The following is a 19,885-nucleotide window of genomic DNA, read 5'->3' on the forward strand; positions in this document are numbered from 1 at the left end:
TTAACCACTCCAAACATCTAATATCGTAGTTTCTATGAATAATGAGTCTTCTTTTGCTTGCACCAAAATATCCTCTTCAAACTCTGAAGTTTCTGGATTCAATATACTCTCAAGCAGCGAGATATTTTCTAGTACCACTACGTGGTAGGGTGTATTGATAACTTCGCTGCTTTCCAATGATGATAAATAATCCCTTTGCATAGCAAACAATTCAGGGAGATGTTTTTCTGTCAGCATTAATGACTCACAAGATATGCATTTGTTATACTGCGAGCAGGGCTTGCCTTTTATATATAATGATGATTCCTTAATAAAATCAGGCGGGTCAAATATGTTTTTACAACCACCTAGTGGGGTTTTCATGATAATCTGACTAGCATCATATCTACGTTGATTTTTATTAATAGAAGAAGACTTACCTTTGTAAACGGCCGTACTATATATACCCTCTATCGTTTTTCTAGCTTTTTCTTTTATTGATCTATCAAAATCTAATTGTTCTAGATATCTCATCGTCGTGTAAATTGAAGAGTGACCTAACAGATATTGGATTTCTCGAATTCCTATACCCGCCTCGATTAACTCGCTCACAAGAGTAGGTCTGAATCTAGTAGTCGTGAGCAACAGTGCCTTACCATCATCATTTTTTAGCTGGTATTTCTCAACGAGTTCCGAGTACAACTTGCTCATATCATATTCAGCCAACGTTTTTGGTATATACTGTAGAGTTATAAACAGTCTATTTGATATTTCATCTGACGCTATTTTTCTTGCTTCCGACGTCAACTGAGTTACTTCATCAAATACTGTTTCAACAAATTTCTTCTGGCTGACTGTAAGCCATTGTATATCTGCATGAAACAAGTCTAGGTGTATCATCTTCTCCCCTGTAGAGCGCTCCTTCCAGTATGTCAAACAAGGCTTATTTGTTAATGAATGGTGCTCTTGATAATCATCTAGCTCAAGATCCAATATAGGAGTTAAATTCATACCCAGAACTTGCGCTATTTTTAGTACATATACACCAACTTCACGAACCGTCACATTTCTAGTTAAGCACCCCCATTCTTTAAGCAACTGAGGAAGAGATAATCTTCTAGATGCAACAAAAGAGCAAAGCTTTCGCTGCCCTTTAGTATTTCCTCTAATCCGCTTTTCCCTGTCCCAATAAGGGGGTAAACAATGGCAATAATCTTCAAAGATAACCCTAGCTTGATTCTTAGGGTCATCTAAATTCGAATTATTCCTATCTAGTTTTTTGTATGGCCGTAACCTGCCTTTAACCAGAGCTATTTCCAGCTCTAGCATTTCATGGATCTGCTGCCTTTCGCTCAATGAGTAAGGCTTATAAGCTAACGACCTCCTGACTATCTCAAACCCATCAGCAGGTAAGTAATTGAAGTCAAAATCTCGAATTGTTTTCAGCCTGTCGAGCGTCACTCTCACTGTTGATAGTATTGTTGTAGCAGATGATGTCGACAATCCCGACTTTGCAATTTTTTCGCCTAAGTACCCTTTAAAATCTCTCAGCGACCATGGCTCAAAACAGTCTTTATAACTGCTATCAGGGGAGATATTCTTTAGCTCTAAGAAATCACAATAATACGTATATCCAATGTAATAATTAGCACAACCTGATTCTGAAGTCGCTTTTAAGGAAGCAACTGCAAAAGCATGTCGTGCATCTTCATAACGACCTTTTTGAGAACTAAAATCTTTAGTCGATACAAGTCTATGATGGCGTAACTTACGAAATGCTGAACGCCGGCTCTCTTCTTTGCCGACTGCCTTTTGTTTACGTATTTCTTTTAGCTCTTTCTGTGTTTTGTAATCGATACCTTTAAGCTCTATTATTTCATTAGAAAAGCGTCTAAATTCAGCAGCTAGGAGTGGCCCTCCCCCTTGTAGCCGCCGCTCTATAGGAATTAAGTGACTAAATGCAGTTTTATCAATTACTTTTCCAAACATTGGGAGCTCTAGCTTTTCTTCATTTGTTAAGCTATTTTTCCACTTGATAAACATCCTACGGTGATTCATATCGCTGCCGACTGTTTGACTGCTGCCTTTAATAGAGCCATAAGGGAGAGAGACTTTATGCTTCAATAAAAGCTGATTTAGATGTTTTCTGAGGTCTAGCATTCTTGGCGTCTTGCAATAATGATATTTACAATTAAATTTGTTTGCTAGATATCCTACTGAAATCAACCCGAACTGCTCAAAATGCTGTTCAATATCTAAACCTGAGTTCTTTGATTGTCTACCTATTTTATTTGTTAGCTCGATGTCCCAAAGCATGTCTAGGTTGGATTCGCAGTCAGAAATGAAGTTACGCATCAATGTTTCGACTACTTCCTTATCATCATTTAGTAAAACGCCTAACTCTTTAAGTTCTGCTTCTATATCGGTGATTTCTTTTCTTAAGTAATTTTTTCCGAAGGTCTTTATAGCTAATTTTTATTTCTTTAAACAAATCTCGTAAATCTATCGTATTGCGGCTGATTGGAACTGACTTCTTTTGATAATCAGTTAAGCTATTCCACCAATTATGAAGACGGGCTCTGTATTCTTCAATATTAGGTATAACTCCTAATTCTTTAAGTTCTGCATCGATATTTTTAATGTCTTCTTTTAAGTGCCGCCGTATTACATGATAACTTATCGCCGTTTTACTAAATAGATCACGAAAGTCAATTGATTGATTTGAGATTGGGAGAGACTTCTTTTGTTCTTTAGTTAGCCCGAGCCACCAGTTTAATAAGCATTCCCTGCATTCCTCATATTTCATCTATAGCTTCCTTTCTTCGATCTAGTTCTATCTTTTAGTTTTTTCATCAACTGATATCTTTTAAGTGCCGTTCCATTGCGATCTGAAAATTTCCCCCAGACTCCAATCGGTATTTTTGTATAGCCTTCAGTTGTAGTTAATGAAGTGTGACCTAGGCATTGCTGTAACAATAGAAGTCTGTCCAGTTGTGACTTACCTAAATCTTCTGAATTTAGAAGCATAGCGCCAAACCCATGTCGAATTTTGTGTGGAGAGAGTGGTCGATGTATCAATCCAAGTTTCAATGCTCGATTAGATAATTTAGTGACTAACTTACTAATAGCACTTGGTGTGTATGGATTACCATTTTTATTCAAGAAGGCAGGATTACAGTTTTTACCCCACTTTCTTTTATGTTTTTTATATTCTAGGCTTGAGTGATACCTTTGAACTCTATTAATAGTTTCTTTTGAAACCACTGTTTTTCTATATTTAATCTCTCTCCCTCGACCTTTATTACCTTTTATTTCCATCGCTACATAGTCAGAAGGTATCTGAATTGTATTGTAATCCACTATTATGCTTTTACGAGATTCTCTGGATAACAATAGGATATTTTCTTGAAGTATACTTTCCACCTCACCTCGACGTACACCAGAATCATACATAAATTGAATGAGACACTTTTCTCTTTCATGATTGGCAACAAGAATCAAAGCTTCAATATCTGAAAAAAGAGCAGGCCGAATTAACGATTCCTTAGCCGCAACAACTAAGCTGCCATTCTCATAAGGGTTTTCTTCCCTTAAGAACTTGTAACCAGCGGGAGGGTTACATAGGAATTCAGAGAAAAATCGACCGTAGGTCGCATCTCTATTAGATACGGTTTTTCCACCTATAGATCGTTTCTCTAAACCAGTCTCATCTTTATCATTTCTGCAATATTGAAAATACTTTTGAATTTCTGTTGCATGTACTGTCAATAAACAACCATCTCTCTTAGAACCGATGTGATTTTCATCATACGTAGTAAGATATTTAACTAAATAGAGTAGGTTGTTTGCGTAGGTTTTTACGGAGTGATCACTATGATTAATTCTATAATGAGTCAGAAAATCAGAGATTAGTGGCAACAATTCCATTTGTTCATTGAAAACGGCCACACCTTCTGCACATAAAAGTACATTTGGATACGCATCATAATCTTCATGAGCTACAGAGTTTGATACATCAAACTTCTTACCATCAGAGATGACAACAGAGTTATCCATACAACCTCGATGTGTGCACCAAACCTATCTTAACTATAGTTGGGGTTACAAACTATGCAAATTAATTACAGCACAATAAAGTTTAGTACAAACATTAACGAGGATATATCTGATTACTAAGTGTTCATTTTATGGGAGGGGTTATAAAAGCGGCACGTCACAAGAACGTTGAGTACTGTTGAGGTACAAAGTATCCCCTAATAGAGAAAAGTGATGGCTGTACATACAAGGGCGTAAGCAGCCCATGTGAAACTCGCCCGGATTATAGAAATTTAAAATCTCACCACGATCATCCACACCACGAGACAGTTCATCGACTATTTTACGTAGCTGATCGACAGATCCACCATCAGGCTTAGCCCAAGCTCGGCCTTGAACGCCATAAACGCGCCCCATGTCGTCTTCACCCTTACGATGAACATTATTAAGCCACGCTTCATTTAGGTTCGAGTTGGCATCCCATGTTTTGGTGCCCAATTTACGGAAATCTTCTGCGTTATCGTAGCCACGAATATAGCCAAGCAATTCAGCCACCGCTGACTTCCAGAAACTTTTGCGTGTTGTCACTAAAGGAAAGGCTTGATTGCCAACATCATAGCTCAAGTCGGCATTAATCACGGTCAGGCAACGTTTACCTGTACGTTCATTTTCAATCCACGTTCCTTGATCAACGATACGTTGGCATAAATCTAAATATTGTTCCACAGCTTAACCTTTTGAATGACTAGTTTGATGATTGAATTTGTACGCCCATAAAACAAGGAGGCCACCAGCAATCACCATTGGTAAAGAGAGTATTTGTCCCATAGAAATAAAGTTACCAAATAAACCTAAATGAGCATCGGGCTCTCTAAAGTATTCTACGATAAAGCGGAATGCTCCGTAACCAGCTAGGAATAACCCCGACACCGCACCTGCTGGACGTGGCTTTCTAATAAACCAATTAAGAATGAAGAACAACACCACACCTTCTAGTGCAAATTCATACAATTGAGACGGGTGGCGTGGTAAGAAGCCACCACTTGGGAACAATACCGCCCAAGGAACATCGGTTACTCGTCCCCAAAGTTCATCATTCATAAAGTTACCAATGCGGCCCATCCCTAAACCAAATGGTACTAATGGCGCAACAAAGTCAGCAACAGCAAAAAATGTACGGCCGTTTTTACGGGCATACCAAATCATTGCCGTGATTACACCTAATAATCCACCATGGAATGACATGCCGCCCGTCCAAACTTTGAATAGATATAATGGATCATCTAGGAACATATCAAACTGATAAAAGAACACGTAGCCTAGGCGGCCACCTAGCACCACGCCGAGGAAGCCGGCAAAAAGTAGATCGGAAACTTGCTCACGAGTCCAGCCGCTGCCTTGTTTGTCTGCGCGCTGATTAGCTAGCCACATCGCAAACATGAAACCAACTAAGTACATGAAACCGTACCAGCGAAGCGCCACAGGGCCAATCTCAAACATGATAGGATCAATTTGAGGAAAGGCGATAAAACCTTGATTCATATTATTTTCTCTTATTAGTTACAGTGGCAATAGCATGCGACACGCAATAAACAGCAGGAAAAGAGCAAAAATCTTTTTAAGCACTGCGGTAGGCAAACGTGATGCAAGCTTGGCACCTAAACGTGTGGTGAGCATTGATGTGGCTACGATACCAAATAAAGCGGGCAAGTACACATACCCTAAGCTATATTCAGGTAATCCCTCTGCCTGTGCGCCGTTAAGAATAAAGCCGCCCATACCGGCAATGGCTATTACACAACCACAAACCGACGAGCTACCAATAGCCTTACGCATTTCAACGCCATGACGACTTAAAAATGGAACAGTTAACGACCCCCCACCGATACCCGCTAGACTGGATAGAACACCAATCGTACTTCCTGAGAGCAAAGTTACTGGTTGGCTAGGCATCGGATAGACTTTTGTCGCTTTGATAGAAATGAGCATTTGTAGTGCAAGTAAGAGCACAATAACGCCAAATACTTTTATAAGGTACTGAGACGGTATCGCCTCTGCAATGAATGACCCTGCCGCACCACCAATGACCACTCCGGGCAATAGCCATTTCACAACGAACAAGTCCACGTTGCCCAGTTTAAGGTGATTAAAGGCAGAAGATCCTGAGGTAAGAATAATTGTTGCTAATGATGTGCCAAGTGCGACATGCATGACAATGTTGTCATCAACGCCCGCTTGCGGCAATAACCAAGAAACTAAAGCAGGTACAACAATAAGCCCCCCACCAATACCGAGTAAACCCGCCATAACGCCAACAAAGGAGCCCAGCGCCAAAAACTGTAACAGTAATTCTATGTTCAATGGAGCCTCTACTTCTTGCCCGCTCGAACAAAACCAGCGAGTTCTTTACTTTCTAGATAAGCCAACATTTGGCTATAAATAGTATGACCGTACGCCTGTTTTAATGCTGAATCGGCTAAGGCTTCCAACTCAGATAGATTAACCTGTCTCAGTATGTACTTCACTCGAGCCACATTGGACGTATTCATGCTTAACGAACGATAGCCTAAACCAACGGCCAATAACGCCCCCACAGGGTCACCCGCTAATTCACCACAAATAGAAACAGGCAATCCATATTGCTTGCAGGTTGAATCAATCATTGCCAATGCCTGCACGACAGCTGGATGCATCGATTCATAGACATCAGATACCCGGGCATTGTTCCTGTCGACCGCTAATAAATATTGAGTTAAGTCATTCGTCCCAACTGAAACAAAGTCAATGCGACTTGCTATCAGTGGCAATAGAAACAACATGGATGGTACTTCAAGCATCACACCAACCTTTGGTTTCACCAACGTTGGCTGACTCAATTTGATTTCATCATAAGCGTGTTGAATCAGTTCCAATGCCTCATCGAGTTCTTGGCTACCTGATACCATAGGCAGCAGTATACTCAGATTTTCCAGCCCAGCACTGGCTTTCATCATTGCTCGTAGTTGCATTAAAAATATATCAGGGTGATCCAGCGTAAAACGGATGCCTCGCCAACCCAAAAACGGGTTGTCTTCTTCAATTGGCAAGTACGGCAACGGTTTGTCTCCACCAACATCAAGCGTACGCATCACTACTGATTTTTCAGGGTAGCTCTGAAGTACACTTCGATATTGAGTCACTTGCTCTTCTTCTGAAGGAAAACGTTGTTTGAGCAGAAAAGAAATTTCCGTTCGATATAACCCAACCCCATTCACCCCCTGGTTGATCGCAATTTGACTATCTGCGCTCAAACCAGCGTTCAATAATACGTCAATATCACAACCATCGAGCGTCCGTGCTGGTTGAGCTAACTCACTTTCGACTAAATCTGATAGCTCATGCTCTTCGTTTTGCAGTTCTTCGTATTCATTGAGCACCTGTTCTGAAGGATCAACAAAAATATCACCGCTGTAGCCATCTACGATGCCCATTTTTCCCGAAAGCATCTTAGGGTTAAGATTCGCTCCCATGACTGCCGGGATCCCTAGCGCTCTTGATAAAATAGCAGCATGAGAATTAGCGGCTCCTTCCATAGAAACCACAGCGAGCAATTTGTCTCTCGGCATACTGGCCAATATAGAAGCGGTGAGCTCCGTTACAACTAAAATGACACTACGATCGACAGTTTGCTCGCCAAATTCATTGCAATGCAAAAAGTACAACAAACGCTGACCAAGCTCTCGCACATCTTGTGCTCGTTCTCTTAAATAGACGTCTGACATCTGTGCAAAACGATTGGAATAACGTTCCACCACTTGTCGTAACGCCCAATCTGCACGGTCACCTTTTTGGATCTGAAGCTTCAGATCTTTGCGAAGCATAGGATCATTTAACAGGTGTGTGAATAGGTCAAAGATAGCCAAAGCGTCTTTGTTGATGTCGTTATCGAATTTTTTCCTTAAACGACGAAACTCCCCTACTGCGCTTTCTACCGCCAAAGACAACCATTCTTGCTCTAACTCGATATTCAGCGTGCTCGCAGGGTAGACATCCGACAATTTTGGCTGTGTATCATCCCACCAGAACTCTCCTATTGCGACTCCTGGTGAGGCAGCAATACCGGATAATACTTGGCTGCTCGCATCATTAATTAACCAATGACCCTGAGCTTGTGCATGAGCAATAATTACAGCTAGCTGTGCCGATAAAGTAACAAGAAAGGACTCTTCTATTTCACTAAACAAACGCGGGGTTTTCTGTTGAATGACCAACACACCCAACACTTGTTTGCGATAAATGATGGGGGCGCCGAGAAACGAGCTATATATCCCCTCACCAAGCTCGGGGACATATTTAAAATTTGGATGAGAGGTAACTTCAGCTAAATTGAGAGGTTCAGCAGAGCGCCGAACCAAGCCCACAAGCCCTTCGTGATAACCAAGGGAGACTTGGTCACCTTCGAAATGCAAACCTTTGGTGGCCATAAGCTCCAAACGTTGCAATTCATCATTGGCAAAATAAACCGTGCAACACTCAGTTTGCATAGCCAAACAGGTTTCTTGTACTAAAACATCCAACGCTTGATGAATGTTTTCAACGCGAGAAACTTGTTCAACTATTTCCCTTAGCTGAGTGAGCATTGATTTATCCTCTACGGTTTTTACGCTTACCTTTTACCTTTCGTTCTCTAAAAGGCATAGCAAAAGTCGCGAACTCTTTCATTGCGCGACGATAAACATCTCGTTTAAAAGAGACGACCTGACGAACAGGGTACCAATAACTTACCCAGCGCCAACCATCAAATTCAGGGGTACTACCACGCTGCATGTTAATTTGAGACTCGTCACAATCCATCCGCAGTAGAAACCATTTCTGTTTTTGTCCGATACAAACTGGCTTTGAATCCCATCGAACTAACCTTTTAGGGAGTTTATAGCGCAACCAATGACGGCTTGTTGCCACTACTTTAACATCCTGCTTGGTTAAACCGACTTCTTCGTATAATTCACGAAACATCGCTTCTTCAGGTGTTTCACCTTCATCAATTCCCCCTTGAGGAAATTGCCACGAATGTTGCCCGTATCGCTTCGCCCAGAATACCTGACCATGGTTGTTACAAATTACAATTCCCACATTTAAGCGGTAACCATCGCCATCGATCACTGGCTAACCTCTAATATAAATCTCTGTTACCTACGATTTTTCCACATATCCCCAACTGGGGCAAACTTCCATGTCGCAGAAAGCATTTTTTTCTAGACCAGAATCACTGTATTGGATAAGTTTTAAGCAACCGAATAGTTATCAACAAAGAAGTGAGACATGAGCCACATTTATTCACCTTTTCTGTGCGTAACTGTGTGAAGAAAAGGAGAAAAACTCAAAAGCTAAGTATATCGCAACTATATTCAGTAAGAAAAAAAAGGTGAGTGATTTTTACATAACACCTAATTATCAGTAAGTTGACCGATTAAAATCAAAGAAACAACACAAGATTAGATCTAATCAAAAAAACGAAAAAACAGATCGAACAAAGATCCACCAATAATAGGATTATCCACACTCACTGTCTAATTGTTACGCTAAACTTACGATATCAATGAGTTGAACGCCCGAAAACCCCTGATTATCGATCCAGTAATGTCTTTTTTTTAATTTACTGACGCTCTCCTGTGGATAACATGGTAAAAGATCGTTTTCTGTACATGCTGATCAGTTTAGCTTCACTATCACCGAACTCCTCACCCTGTGATAACATCATCACTGAGATCGAGATAGAGACGCTTATGAAGACCACTCCAACCACTGAATCTGAACTATTTGAACGAGCATTATCAATATCAGGTTATAGCTTTTATGAATTAGCTAAGGAAGCAAATATTGACGTTCCTGAAAACCTTAAAAAAGACAAAGGCTGGGTTGGGCAGTTACTCGAGTGGCACCTGGGAGCCAGCGCAGGCAGCAAGCCACAACCTGATTTCGTTGAACTCGGTATTGAACTAAAAAGCATCCCAATAAGCCACGAAGGTAAGCCACTTGAAACCACTTTTGTTTCTGTTGCGCCACTTATTGGTGTTCATGGCTTAAACTGGCAGGAAAGCCATGTTCGTCATAAATTAGCCAAAGTGCTGTGGATCCCTGTCGAAGGGGAACGAGAGATCCCACTAAAAGATCGTCGCGTTGGCACCCCTATCATGTGGAGCCCAACCGAAGCAGAAGAAAATCAATTACGCCAAGACTGGGAAGAGTTGATGGAAATGATCGTACTCGGGCAAGTCGAACAAATTACCGCCAAACACGGTGAGGTGATGCAACTCAGGCCAAAAGCCGCTAACAGTCAAGCATTGACGGAAGCCTATGGAAGTAATGGCAAGCCGATAATGACTCTGCCGCGTGGCTTTTATCTACGGACACAGTTCACTCATCAAATTCTACAAAATCACTTTTTTTCGGAATAAACAGAACCTAATGCTCGCAAGATCAACCAACTTAATGAATCGCTAGCTTAATATCATGATAAGGCGCCATTTCAGGACTACCACATTCGTCATAGACGTTGTGTAACCTCAAATACGCATTATGAACACCTAAACGATGCAACTCTTCTTTTACTTGATCTAGCGATTTGTAGTGTACTGGCTCATCTTTCAATCGAATGGGCTCTAAGTGATGCTTGTATTCCACTGCTAATAAATAACTCGTTAAATTAGCACAACTGATCACATATATTTTCGGCTCTGCAGTATGGTCGATATGCTTAGCATGCAGCCAATGGTCTAGTTGCTCCCGGTTCATAATCGTCCCCTCTCCTTAGTACCGCTATATAACAAAAACGCGACACCAACAGCCTACACTGAATGGCGCGCCTAAATTGATAGTGTTGTAAATAAGCATAGACGGAGATCCTTAATTAGGGAGATCGACAAAACAAATATTGACCAATAATGAAAAAAGGAGGATATATTAAAAGAAAACAAGGAAATGTTATGCAACTAAGGAAGCTCCCTCATTCAACGTTAGAAATCAGCCCCCTCTGTTTAGGCACCATGACTTTTGGTGCGCAAAACAGCCAAAAAGACGCATTTTCCCAGCTAGATTATGCAGTAGAGCGAGGGATTAATTTTATTGATACCGCAGAAATGTACCCTGTACCACCAACAGAACAAACCCAAGGTCTGACAGAGAGTTACATTGGAAAATGGCTAGAAAAATCGGGGAAACGGGATAAGGTTGTCCTTTCAACCAAGGTCGCCGGCCCCAGAACCCTTCCCTATATTCGTAAAAATATGGCGCATGACTGGCGTAATATCCATCAAGCCGTTGATGACAGCCTAAATAGGCTGAATACCGACTACATCGATCTTTATCAATTACATTGGCCTCAAAGACAAACCAACTGTTTTGGTCAACTCAATTATCCTTACCCTGACGAACAACAAGAAGTAACGCTAATAGAAACCTTAGAGGCACTGGCTGATATCATCAAGCAAGGAAAGGTGCGTTACATAGGTGTTTCCAATGAAACACCATGGGGGGTTATGAGCCTGCTTCGATTAGCAGAAAAACACGAGCTTCCTCGCATCGTCAGTATCCAAAACCCTTACAATTTACTGAATCGTAGTTTTGAGGTAGGTCTATCGGAAATCGCCCACTTTGAAGGGACTCAGTTGCTCGCCTACTCTCCACTGGCGTTTGGTTGTTTATCTGGTAAGTATTTGAATAATGCCAAACCCAAAAATGCTCGATGTACGTTATTTGAACGCTTTTCTCGATACTTTACACCACAAGGTATCGCCGCAACTCAAGCCTATGTCGACGTGGCAAATAAACATGGAGTAGACCCGTCGAAAATGGCATTAGCCTTTGTGAATCAACAACCCTTTGTGGCCTCTAATATCATTGGAGCGACCAATCTTGAACAACTAAAAGCCAATATTGATAGCCTGGATGTCCGTTTGTCAGACGAGCTAATGTCTGACTTGCAAAAGGTTGGAACCACTTACTCCAACCCTTGCCCTTAATTAAGTCTGTGGGGCAGTATATTGTGGCTGCCCCTTCGATTACGTTGTAATTCGAGTCCGAACAAGTCGACGTAAGTGACGAACACGGCGCTCTGCAGTAACGGCTGGCGGCTCAGATAATGTGCCGACAGGGCGACCTTCACCATCTAGGCCAATATCACGTAGTAAGTGTGCGTTTTCCCACGGAATATGGCTACGAACCCGGCGAACTCGGCTTTTCCATTCACGCTCTTCACGTTTAAGATCAGCAGTTAAAAGTAGTGTAGCTAAACGAATATAAATTGAATGACGCATAATATTTCTCCAGAGAGGGCGACTGGAAAAAGCATCTGACTATAGGAAGGATCTGCAATGAGATTTACCCTGTTAGGCTGCTTCTTCCGCAGCCCAAGGGTTACGGATTAACTAGTATTTCAATTCCATGGCGCAATGCGCACTGCAGGTCATACCTGCGGTTTTAATGAAATTAAAATCGGCACAATCATGTTGTATAGAAATGAAATTAAACATGTGTACCTCCTAACAATTAATCCAAAAATTTGAGTAGAGTCGTAACTTGAAGTTACGGTTAAATCTTAACCTATTGAGTTATTTATTCAACAACTCATTCACCACTTGAATGAATTTATTTTATTATTCTGACTCTCCGTAATCTTCTGAAGTGAATGCAGAATATTTCATTGCAAAGTAGTTATATCATAGACGATAACGTTACAAGGCACTGGAGGTCACCAGTGCTTTGTAACTGTATTACATGTTATATGACAATCACTTATCTAACATTTAGACTAATTTAATTGTTCAGATATCAAACTATGTTTATTCAGTAGTCGATACATTGTTGCGCGGGAGACCCCAAGCTCTTTTGCCGCTGGAGTCACATGCCCTTGATGAGATTCAAGCACAGTGATTAACGCATCTCGTTCTGAACGCTCTCTAATGGCTTTCAAGCTTCGGCGGTTATCAGTGCGCTTTGGTAGATCAAGTTGGGACTCCTCAATGATGACGCTATCCGACATCAAGACAACCCGTTTAATTTGATTACTTAGTTCACGTAAGTTTCCTGGCCAGTAATGTTGAGTCAGTGCTTTGAGCGCCGACTCTGAAAAACTGCGCGCTTGTGCGTTATATTCTTGCGAATAAATCATCAAATAATAGTTAGATAAATAAGCAATATCACCTGAACGATCTTTTAAGCTCGGAACATTGATCCGCAACACATTCAATCTATGGTAAAGCTCTTCATTAAAACTGCTTTCAAGCAGCGCTTTCTCCATATCAGAATGGTTCGCGACGAGAATTCGTACGTCAACAGACTTAATGCCAGACTTCGTTTCTACTTTTCCTTCTTGTAGATAAAACAGCAAATGCTGTTGCTGGGAATTAGGCATGTTAAGAATATCACTAAACAGCAATGTTCCACCGTCAGCTTGCTCCAGTATTGACGTATCTTTACCGTCCACAAAGCCACCGATGCCGAATACTTCTTGCTCCATTCGAAGTTCAGAAGTGGCGCCGCAATTTACGTTTACAAATGGCTTTTTCGCACGTGATGACGTGGAGTGGATCGCCCTCGCAACACTTTCTTTTCCTGAGCCCGATTCTCCAAAAATAAGAATGCTGACATCGGTAGGGCCAATTCTCTTAACTTGATCTCTCAAGCGCTTGATTGCCATTGACTCACCAAGTAACCCCATATCGTCATTCTGCCCATAATAAGGCCACACTTTTCTTTCAAGCTTTAACATACCAAGCTGATGCCCTATCGCACTGTGCAATTGCGCATCTGGAATAGGAGCGGTAAAAAAGTCGATACAGAAATTAACGATAAATTGGCAAATCGTATCAGAGCTGAGCTGAGACTCTCGAATAAAGGCAATCCAACGAACTTGCTTATGACTACTGACTAGGTTTGCTAACCCGTTTAAACTGAATTCATCTTGGCTTAAATCAACAATTCCGATACACGGACCAATATCGTTAAACAGTGTGTGAGCTTCTCTTAAATCATCGCACCGTTGGCAACGCCAACCTACCTGCTCTAATACTGCAAGCCAAGGTTCGTATGTGCCGCCGACAACAACAAGTGAACCTGGTACAGAATCCATTCGGAACTGAGTACCCATTAATACATCCTTAACTTAATATGCTCTGCTGTACATCAACGCTATCGTAGCGATATCTTGAGCTCAATTTAAAAAACTAATCAACAAAATGGTTAATTTCTCAATATTAAGACTAATTATAGACTCTCAGCCAACAATACGCCGCATGTGCCTATACAATAATTATACTCACAAAGGTTCTCATAACTAAACGTGATTCATAAGCCTCGTTTTCTAGAGATCACTCACAGTCCTAGATAAATAAACTAAAGTTTGAGATAAAAAAAAGCCACCTTTAAAGGTGGCTTCTTATCTATAATTTTAAGTCATTATTGCTGAGGACGCATCGCCGGGAACAAAATTACGTCACGAATCGTGTGCGTATTAGTGAACAGCATTGCCAATCTATCAATACCGATACCTTGCCCCGCTGTTGGCGGTAAACCGTGCTCTAGTGCAGTAATGTAATCAGCATCGTAATACATTGCTTCGTCATCACCTGCATCTTTCGCATTCACTTGCGCTTTAAAACGCTCGTCTTGATCTTGTGCATCATTTAGCTCAGAGAAGCCATTTGCCACTTCACGACCACCGATGAAGAATTCAAAACGGTCGGTGAAGAATGGATTGTTATCGCTACGACGAGCCAATGGCGAAATGTCTGCTGGGTAACCTGTGATGAACGTTGGTTGAATTAACTGAGGTTCAGCCGTTTCACCAAAGATTTCTTCAAGAAGCTGACCACATGTCCAGAACGTTTCTACATCAACGTGTACTGATTTAGCAATAGACACCATCAGTTCACGATCTTGCAGATCGGCTTCTGTTAGCGCTTGAATCTGTGCGTGCTCAGGGTTGTACTGCTTGATCGCTTCAAACATGCTCATTCGAGCGTACGTACCACCAAATTCTACTGTTTCGTCACCGTAAGGCATCGACGTTGCACCAAGAACGTCCATTGCGGCCGTACTTAGCATTTCTTCTGTTAGATCCATTAGATCTTTGTAATCTGCGTACGCTTGGTAGAATTCCATCATAGTGAATTCTGGGTTGTGACGAGGAGACAAGCCTTCGTTACGGAAATTACGGTTGATTTCAAATACACGATCAAAACCACCCACAACCAAACGCTTCAAGTAAAGCTCCGGTGCTACACGTAGGTACATATCGATATCTAACGCGTTGTGGTGAGTAATGAAAGGACGCGCTGTTGCGCCACCAGGGATAACGTGCATCATTGGTGTTTCAACTTCTAGGTAGCCTTTCGCACTCATGAAGTTACGGATAGAAGAAACCAGTTTAGAACGAACGATGAATGCATTACGTGAATCTTCGTTCACAATAAGGTCAACGTAACGCTGACGGTAACGCATTTCTTGGTCAGTTAGGCCGTGGAACTTCTCTGGAAGTGGACGAAGTGCTTTAGTTAGCAATTCAAACTCTTCCATGTTCACGTAAAGATCGCCTTTACCTGATTTGTGCAGAGCGCCTTTAACACCGATGATGTCACCGATATCAAGACCTTGGTATTTCTCTTTCAATACTTTTTGAACATCTTTCGCAGCGTATGCTTGAATACGACCAGACGTTTCTTGAATCGCAAGGAAAGGACCACGCTTTGCCATGATACGACCGGCGATCGCAACAATGTGGTTCAATTCTTCTAATTCTTCTTTGCTCTTTTCACCGAATTGCGCTTGTAGATCACCCGCTAGGTTTTCACGACGGAAGTCGTTAGGGTGACCGTTTGATTTACAGTTCTGGCGAATGTGATCTAGCTTGCTACGACGCTCAGCGATCAGTTTGTTCTCTTCAGGTGAAGAAGCTTCTTGTTGATTTTCGTTTTGAACAGCATCAGTCATTTTAGATGTACCCGTTAAGTCGCTAAAAGCTTACAAACCTGATTTCAGGCTAGCTTCGATAAATTTGTCTAAATCACCGTCAAGAACCGCTTGAGTATTGCGGTTTTCAACGCCAGTGCGTAAATCTTTGATACGGGAGTCATCCAATACGTATGAACGGATTTGACTGCCCCAGCCAATGTCAGACTTAGCGTCTTCATTCGCTTGCTTCTCAGCATTTTGCTTATGCAGCTCTAGCTCAAACAGCTTAGCTCGTAACTGCTTCATCGCTTGATCTTTGTTCTTGTGTTGAGAACGATCATTTTGGCACTGCACTACCGTATTCGTGGGTACGTGTGTAATACGTACCGCAGATTCGGTGGTGTTTACGTGCTGACCACCCGCACCTGACGCACGGTACACGTCGATACGTAAGTCGGATGGATTTACTTCAATATCGATATTGTCATCAATCTCTGGATAGATAAATGCAGAGGCAAATGAAGTATGGCGACGGCCACTTGAATCAAATGGAGACTTACGAACCAAACGGTGAACACCGGTTTCGGTACGTAGCCAACCGTATGCGTATTCACCAGAGATACGCACTGTTGCGCCTTTAAGGCCAGCAACTTCGCCACCCGATACTTCGATTACTTCCGTTTTGAAACCTTTGGCTTCAGCCCAACGCAAAAACATGCGCAGTAACATTGAAGTCCAATCTTGTGCTTCAGTACCACCAGAACCTGATTGAAGATCGATGTAGCAATCTGATGCATCATGATCACCAGAAAACATACGACGAAACTCAAGCTTTTCTAGCTTGCCTTCTAACTCAGCAAGTTCCGGCTCAACTTCATCAAATGTTTCTTGATCTTGTTCTTCAACAGCAAGCTCAAGCAGACCTTCGACATCTTCTACGCCTAGGTCTAGTTGATCGATGGTTTCAACAATCGCTTCAAGTGACGAACGCTCTTTACCAAGCGCTTGTGCGCGCGCAGGTTCGTTCCACACATCGGATTGCTCTAGCTCTGCATTGACTTCTTCTAGACGCTCTTTTTTAGCGTCATAGTCAAAGGTACCCCCTCAGGATATTTGTGCGTTCAGACACATCCTGCAGGCGGTTTTTAATAGGATTGATTTCGAACATGTAGTCTCATCATTTATGAGTAGAAAATAACCGAATAATTCTACTCAAAAATGTGATGAAGATACAGGAAAAATTCATTTGAACGGCAATAGAAAAGACCCCGTTTGCCTTTAAGATTAAGGCTCACGGGAAGCTACAACACGATATTACGAGTAAGACCAACAAAAACCAAACCATAACATGTACTTATGATTCTCACTTTCACTTTTGTTGGTCTATTGAGTGATGGGCTATTTAGCTTCAATATGATCGATCATCAACTGCAAGGTTTGGTTGCCCCGAAACTCGTTGATGTCCAATTTGTAGGCCAAACGCACCGTTTTTACCGAAGTATCAGGCCAACGACGTAGATCAACATTAAATGCAATACCATCGATCATCGCTTGGCTGCTCATGCCTTTATGTAAAGGTTCTAACATCAATTTAAGGTGCTTCTCACCCACTAGTTTTTGATGCAGAACTTTAAATTCCCCATCAAACAACGGCTCAGGAAAACCTTGCCCCCATGGGCCGCCGGCTCTGAGTTCTTCCGCCGTCGACATATTAAAGCTTTCTGGTAGTAGCTCACCATCAGAAAGTAATATGCCCTGTAATGAACTATCAGCTAACTCTTTGCGAACCACCTCATCAAACAACGCGCTGAATCGGTCAAAGTCTACCTCTTTGATGGTCAGCCCCGCCGCCATTGCGTGACCACCAAATTTAGCGATCAAACCTGGGTTCTGTGTATCAATGCTGTCTAGGGCATCTCGCATGTGCAATCCCGGAATTGAACGGCAAGATCCTTTTATTAATCCTTCACCACCATCGGCAAAAGCCACTACAGGACGGTGAAACTTCTCTTTGATTCTCGATGCTAGAATACCAATGACACCTTGATGCCAATCGCTTTGAAACAGGGCCAAACCATAGGGCAGTTCATTTCCTTCGCCAAACTGTAAGCGCTCACAAAATGCCATTGCTTCTTGCTTCATGCCTTCTTCAATTTCTTTACGAGTTTGATTAAGGGAGTCCAATTCACTTGCCATACGACGAGCAGCGTGGATGTTGTTACTCATCAAGAGCTCAACCCCAAAAGACATATCGTCAAGACGACCAGCAGCATTTATTCGTGGGCCTAAAGCAAAACCAAAGTCAGAGGCAATTAGGCGGTGAGCATCTCGTTTCGCGACTTCAATTAAGGCCTGAATTCCAGGGCGCGCTTTGCCAGCCCGAATACGCTGTAAACCTTGGTGCACTAAAATTCGATTATTCTCATCCAATGGCACCACATCGGCCACGGTTCCTAATGCAACCAAGTCGATAAGCTCCATGAGCTTAGGTTCTGCCATATTCTTATCAACAAACCAATTAACGCGGCGCATCTCAACACACAGAGCCATCATCAAATAGAAAGCAACACCGACACCGGCCAACGCCTTAGAAGGAAAATTACAGCTTGCTAAGTTTGGGTTAACCATGGCGTCAGCAATGGGCAGAGACTGCCCCGGAAGATGGTGGTCAGTGACGACGACTGTCAGCCCTTTCTCTTTGGCATAGCGCACACCATCAATGGATGAGACGCCGTTATCAACCGTCATAATTAACTGAGCACCAAGTGCGATGGCTTGATCCACAACTTCAGGGCTTAACCCATAACCATCTTCAAAGCGGTTTGGCACCAGATAATCCACATTTTGGCTACCTAACATTCGCAATGCCATCACAGACAACGCAGAGCTGGTCGCACCGTCGGCATCAAAATCACCCACGATGATGATCCGTTGTTGCTGCTTTATTGCTTCAAACAAGTAATTAACAGCAATAGAAATACCATCCAGCTGGCGGTAAGAATGTAAGCCTTTCGAGCCTCGTTCTAATTGCTTTTCAGAGGTGACCCCTCTAGCAATGTAGATTTGGCGCAATAACTTAGGAATAGTGTCAGGAAGAAGAGATAGATCGGGTTCGGGGCGGCGTTCAATTTTCATTATATTTAACCAAGGGCTTAGCGATCGACCAAACCCTGTATTCCAAAATTAATTAAGCATTTCTAGGCGTTCAAGCAGATCTTGTGGCGATAAATAACCACCGACAATATTGCCACCATCAACCACAATCGCAGGTGTTCCGCGTACACCTAACTTAGCACCAAGATCGTGCTGCTGTGCAATGGTTTCAATGCACGTTTGAGCATTTTCAGGTTTGTTGCTCAATGTACGCTTGAGTTTCACTTCGTCCATTGCCGCTTTTGGATCCGCTGAACACCAAATATTTGCCATTTGCAGACCAACATCGCTAGCAACACCCGCACGAGGATAGGCCATATAGCGAACGGTAATGCCCGCTTCATTATACTGCGCCATTTGACGGTGTAGTTTTAAGCAGTAACCGCAATCAATGTCGGTAAATACCGTGACCACGTGTTTTTCATTTTCAGCTTTGTACTCAATCCAACTGTCTGCGTAATCTTTGATTTTTTCAGCATAACGCTTGGCGACAACATCACTAAATTGACCTTTTTCGTCTAAAGAATACAGTTTCCCTTGGAGAAAATAATCGCCTTTAGCGGTCGCAAAGAACAGACCTTGATTGGTGTTCACTTCAAACAAACTATCCACTTCACTTGGCGCTACGTCTTCGACAACGATGCCGAGTTTGGCGAAACGATCCGTAATTGAACTTACATCGGCGCCATCAGCTAAAGCAGAAAAAGAAAGTAAAAATGTAGAGCCGATTAATCCGAGTTGGCGTAAAAAACGCATGATAGGTTCACCTTTTAACAATTAATAACGAGTA

At 42.2% G+C, this 19,885-nt stretch carries 16 protein-coding genes and 1 pseudogene; 2 read left to right on the forward strand and 15 right to left on the reverse strand.

The annotated features are described in order from the left end of the window. The 8 genes and pseudogenes from VTAP4600_RS12090 to rppH form a co-directional block, all read right to left on the reverse strand. Complete coding sequence (locus VTAP4600_RS12090) at window positions 1-2,334, reverse strand: site-specific integrase (RefSeq protein WP_231897801.1); 2,334 nt, start codon at window positions 2,332-2,334, stop codon at window positions 1-3. 49 nt (window positions 2,335-2,383) lie between these two features. Next, the gene (locus VTAP4600_RS26270) at window positions 2,384-2,785 is read right to left on the reverse strand and encodes a hypothetical protein (RefSeq protein WP_231897802.1); all 402 of its coding nucleotides are present in this window, start codon (window positions 2,783-2,785) and stop codon (window positions 2,384-2,386) included. After that, window positions 2,782-4,035 carry a tyrosine-type recombinase/integrase gene (locus VTAP4600_RS12095; protein ID WP_102523022.1) on the reverse strand — a complete coding sequence of 418 codons (1,254 nt, stop codon included), beginning with the start codon at window positions 4,033-4,035 and terminating at the stop codon, window positions 2,782-2,784. The genes VTAP4600_RS26270 and VTAP4600_RS12095 overlap by 4 nt, the downstream gene beginning before the upstream one ends. A gap of 147 nt (window positions 4,036-4,182) precedes the next feature. After that, window positions 4,183-4,740: pseudogene (locus tag VTAP4600_RS12100) on the reverse strand (thymidylate synthase); the annotation flags it as partial. A 3-nt stretch (window positions 4,741-4,743) separates the two neighbouring features. Then, the gene (gene lgt, locus VTAP4600_RS12105) at window positions 4,744-5,556 is read right to left on the reverse strand and encodes a prolipoprotein diacylglyceryl transferase (RefSeq protein WP_102523023.1); all 813 of its coding nucleotides are present in this window, start codon (window positions 5,554-5,556) and stop codon (window positions 4,744-4,746) included. 18 nt (window positions 5,557-5,574) lie between these two features. Beyond that, window positions 5,575-6,375: a sulfite exporter TauE/SafE family protein gene (locus tag VTAP4600_RS12110; RefSeq protein WP_102523024.1), complete on the reverse strand. Its 801-nt coding sequence runs from the start codon at window positions 6,373-6,375 to the stop codon at window positions 5,575-5,577. Window positions 6,376-6,383: 8 nt separating this feature from the next. Beyond that, entirely contained in the window at window positions 6,384-8,633 is a 2,250-nt protein-coding gene (gene ptsP / locus VTAP4600_RS12115) for a phosphoenolpyruvate--protein phosphotransferase (protein WP_102523025.1), read from the reverse strand. 4 nt (window positions 8,634-8,637) lie between these two features. Further along, on the reverse strand, window positions 8,638-9,156 hold the full coding sequence (gene rppH, locus VTAP4600_RS12120) for an RNA pyrophosphohydrolase (protein ID WP_102523026.1): 519 nt from the start codon (window positions 9,154-9,156) through the stop codon (window positions 8,638-8,640). Window positions 9,157-9,779: 623 nt separating this feature from the next. On the opposite strand from rppH, the gene mutH reads away from it, so the two are divergent. Further along, window positions 9,780-10,451, forward strand: a complete 672-nt coding sequence (gene mutH, locus VTAP4600_RS12125; RefSeq protein ID WP_102523027.1) for a DNA mismatch repair endonuclease MutH — start codon at window positions 9,780-9,782, stop codon at window positions 10,449-10,451. A gap of 31 nt (window positions 10,452-10,482) precedes the next feature. Here the strand turns inward: mutH and VTAP4600_RS12130 are convergent, their stop codons facing one another. Beyond that, window positions 10,483-10,788 (reverse strand): DUF6482 family protein, encoded by a 306-nt coding sequence (locus tag VTAP4600_RS12130; RefSeq protein WP_102523028.1) that lies wholly within the window; start codon window positions 10,786-10,788, stop codon window positions 10,483-10,485. 191 nt (window positions 10,789-10,979) lie between these two features. On the opposite strand from VTAP4600_RS12130, the gene VTAP4600_RS12135 reads away from it, so the two are divergent. After that, the gene (locus tag VTAP4600_RS12135) at window positions 10,980-12,014 is read left to right on the forward strand and encodes an NADP(H)-dependent aldo-keto reductase (protein WP_172443120.1); all 1,035 of its coding nucleotides are present in this window, start codon (window positions 10,980-10,982) and stop codon (window positions 12,012-12,014) included. 39 nt (window positions 12,015-12,053) lie between these two features. Here VTAP4600_RS12135 and VTAP4600_RS12140 read toward each other — a convergent pair whose 3' ends face one another. From VTAP4600_RS12140 to VTAP4600_RS12165, 6 genes are all read right to left on the reverse strand, one after another. Then, the gene (locus VTAP4600_RS12140; protein ID WP_102523029.1) at window positions 12,054-12,308 is read right to left on the reverse strand and encodes a DUF1127 domain-containing protein; all 255 of its coding nucleotides are present in this window, start codon (window positions 12,306-12,308) and stop codon (window positions 12,054-12,056) included. Between the two features lie 494 nt (window positions 12,309-12,802). Further along, on the reverse strand, window positions 12,803-14,140 hold the full coding sequence (locus VTAP4600_RS12145) for a sigma-54-dependent transcriptional regulator (RefSeq protein WP_102523030.1): 1,338 nt from the start codon (window positions 14,138-14,140) through the stop codon (window positions 12,803-12,805). A 308-nt stretch (window positions 14,141-14,448) separates the two neighbouring features. Next, window positions 14,449-15,981, reverse strand: a complete 1,533-nt coding sequence (lysS, locus tag VTAP4600_RS12150; RefSeq protein WP_102523031.1) for a lysine--tRNA ligase — start codon at window positions 15,979-15,981, stop codon at window positions 14,449-14,451. Between the two features lie 30 nt (window positions 15,982-16,011). Further along, window positions 16,012-17,110, reverse strand: a protein-coding gene (gene prfB, locus VTAP4600_RS12155) for a peptide chain release factor 2 (protein WP_102523032.1) whose coding sequence is annotated in 2 segments (ribosomal slippage) — window positions 16,012-17,034 and window positions 17,036-17,110 — 1,098 coding nt in all. Because the reading frame shifts where the segments join, the coding sequence is not laid out codon by codon here. 230 nt (window positions 17,111-17,340) lie between these two features. Beyond that, window positions 17,341-19,080 (reverse strand): single-stranded-DNA-specific exonuclease RecJ, encoded by a 1,740-nt coding sequence (gene recJ / locus VTAP4600_RS12160; RefSeq protein ID WP_102523033.1) that lies wholly within the window; start codon window positions 19,078-19,080, stop codon window positions 17,341-17,343. Window positions 19,081-19,125: 45 nt separating this feature from the next. Beyond that, window positions 19,126-19,851, reverse strand: coding sequence for a thioredoxin fold domain-containing protein (locus VTAP4600_RS12165; RefSeq protein WP_102523034.1), 726 nt, complete (start codon window positions 19,849-19,851; stop codon window positions 19,126-19,128). Window positions 19,852-19,885: the final 34 nt, after the last annotated feature.

It is taken from the genome of Vibrio tapetis subsp. tapetis, from assembly GCF_900233005.1.
Classification (GTDB): domain Bacteria; phylum Pseudomonadota; class Gammaproteobacteria; order Enterobacterales; family Vibrionaceae; genus Vibrio; species Vibrio tapetis.

Excerpts from the sequence above, each read along its gene's own strand:
- VTAP4600_RS12090 (WP_231897801.1), bottom strand. The coding sequence starts at position 2,334 with ATGCGTAACTTCATTTCTGACTGCGAATCCAACCTAGACATGCTTTGG.
- VTAP4600_RS26270 (WP_231897802.1), bottom strand. The coding sequence starts at position 2,785 with ATGAAATATGAGGAATGCAGGGAATGCTTATTAAACTGGTGGCTCGGG.
- VTAP4600_RS12095 (WP_102523022.1), bottom strand. The coding sequence starts at position 4,035 with ATGGATAACTCTGTTGTCATCTCTGATGGTAAGAAGTTTGATGTATCA.
- lgt (WP_102523023.1), bottom strand. The coding sequence starts at position 5,556 with ATGAATCAAGGTTTTATCGCCTTTCCTCAAATTGATCCTATCATGTTT.
- ptsP (WP_102523025.1), bottom strand. The coding sequence starts at position 8,633 with ATGCTCACTCAGCTAAGGGAAATAGTTGAACAAGTTTCTCGCGTTGAA.
- mutH (WP_102523027.1), top strand. The coding sequence starts at position 9,780 with ATGAAGACCACTCCAACCACTGAATCTGAACTATTTGAACGAGCATTA.
- VTAP4600_RS12130 (WP_102523028.1), bottom strand. The coding sequence starts at position 10,788 with ATGAACCGGGAGCAACTAGACCATTGGCTGCATGCTAAGCATATCGAC.
- VTAP4600_RS12135 (WP_172443120.1), top strand. The coding sequence starts at position 10,980 with ATGCAACTAAGGAAGCTCCCTCATTCAACGTTAGAAATCAGCCCCCTC.
- VTAP4600_RS12140 (WP_102523029.1), bottom strand. The coding sequence starts at position 12,308 with ATGCGTCATTCAATTTATATTCGTTTAGCTACACTACTTTTAACTGCT.
- VTAP4600_RS12145 (WP_102523030.1), bottom strand. The coding sequence starts at position 14,140 with ATGGGTACTCAGTTCCGAATGGATTCTGTACCAGGTTCACTTGTTGTT.
- lysS (WP_102523031.1), bottom strand. The coding sequence starts at position 15,981 with ATGACTGATGCTGTTCAAAACGAAAATCAACAAGAAGCTTCTTCACCT.
- VTAP4600_RS12165 (WP_102523034.1), bottom strand. The coding sequence starts at position 19,851 with ATGCGTTTTTTACGCCAACTCGGATTAATCGGCTCTACATTTTTACTT.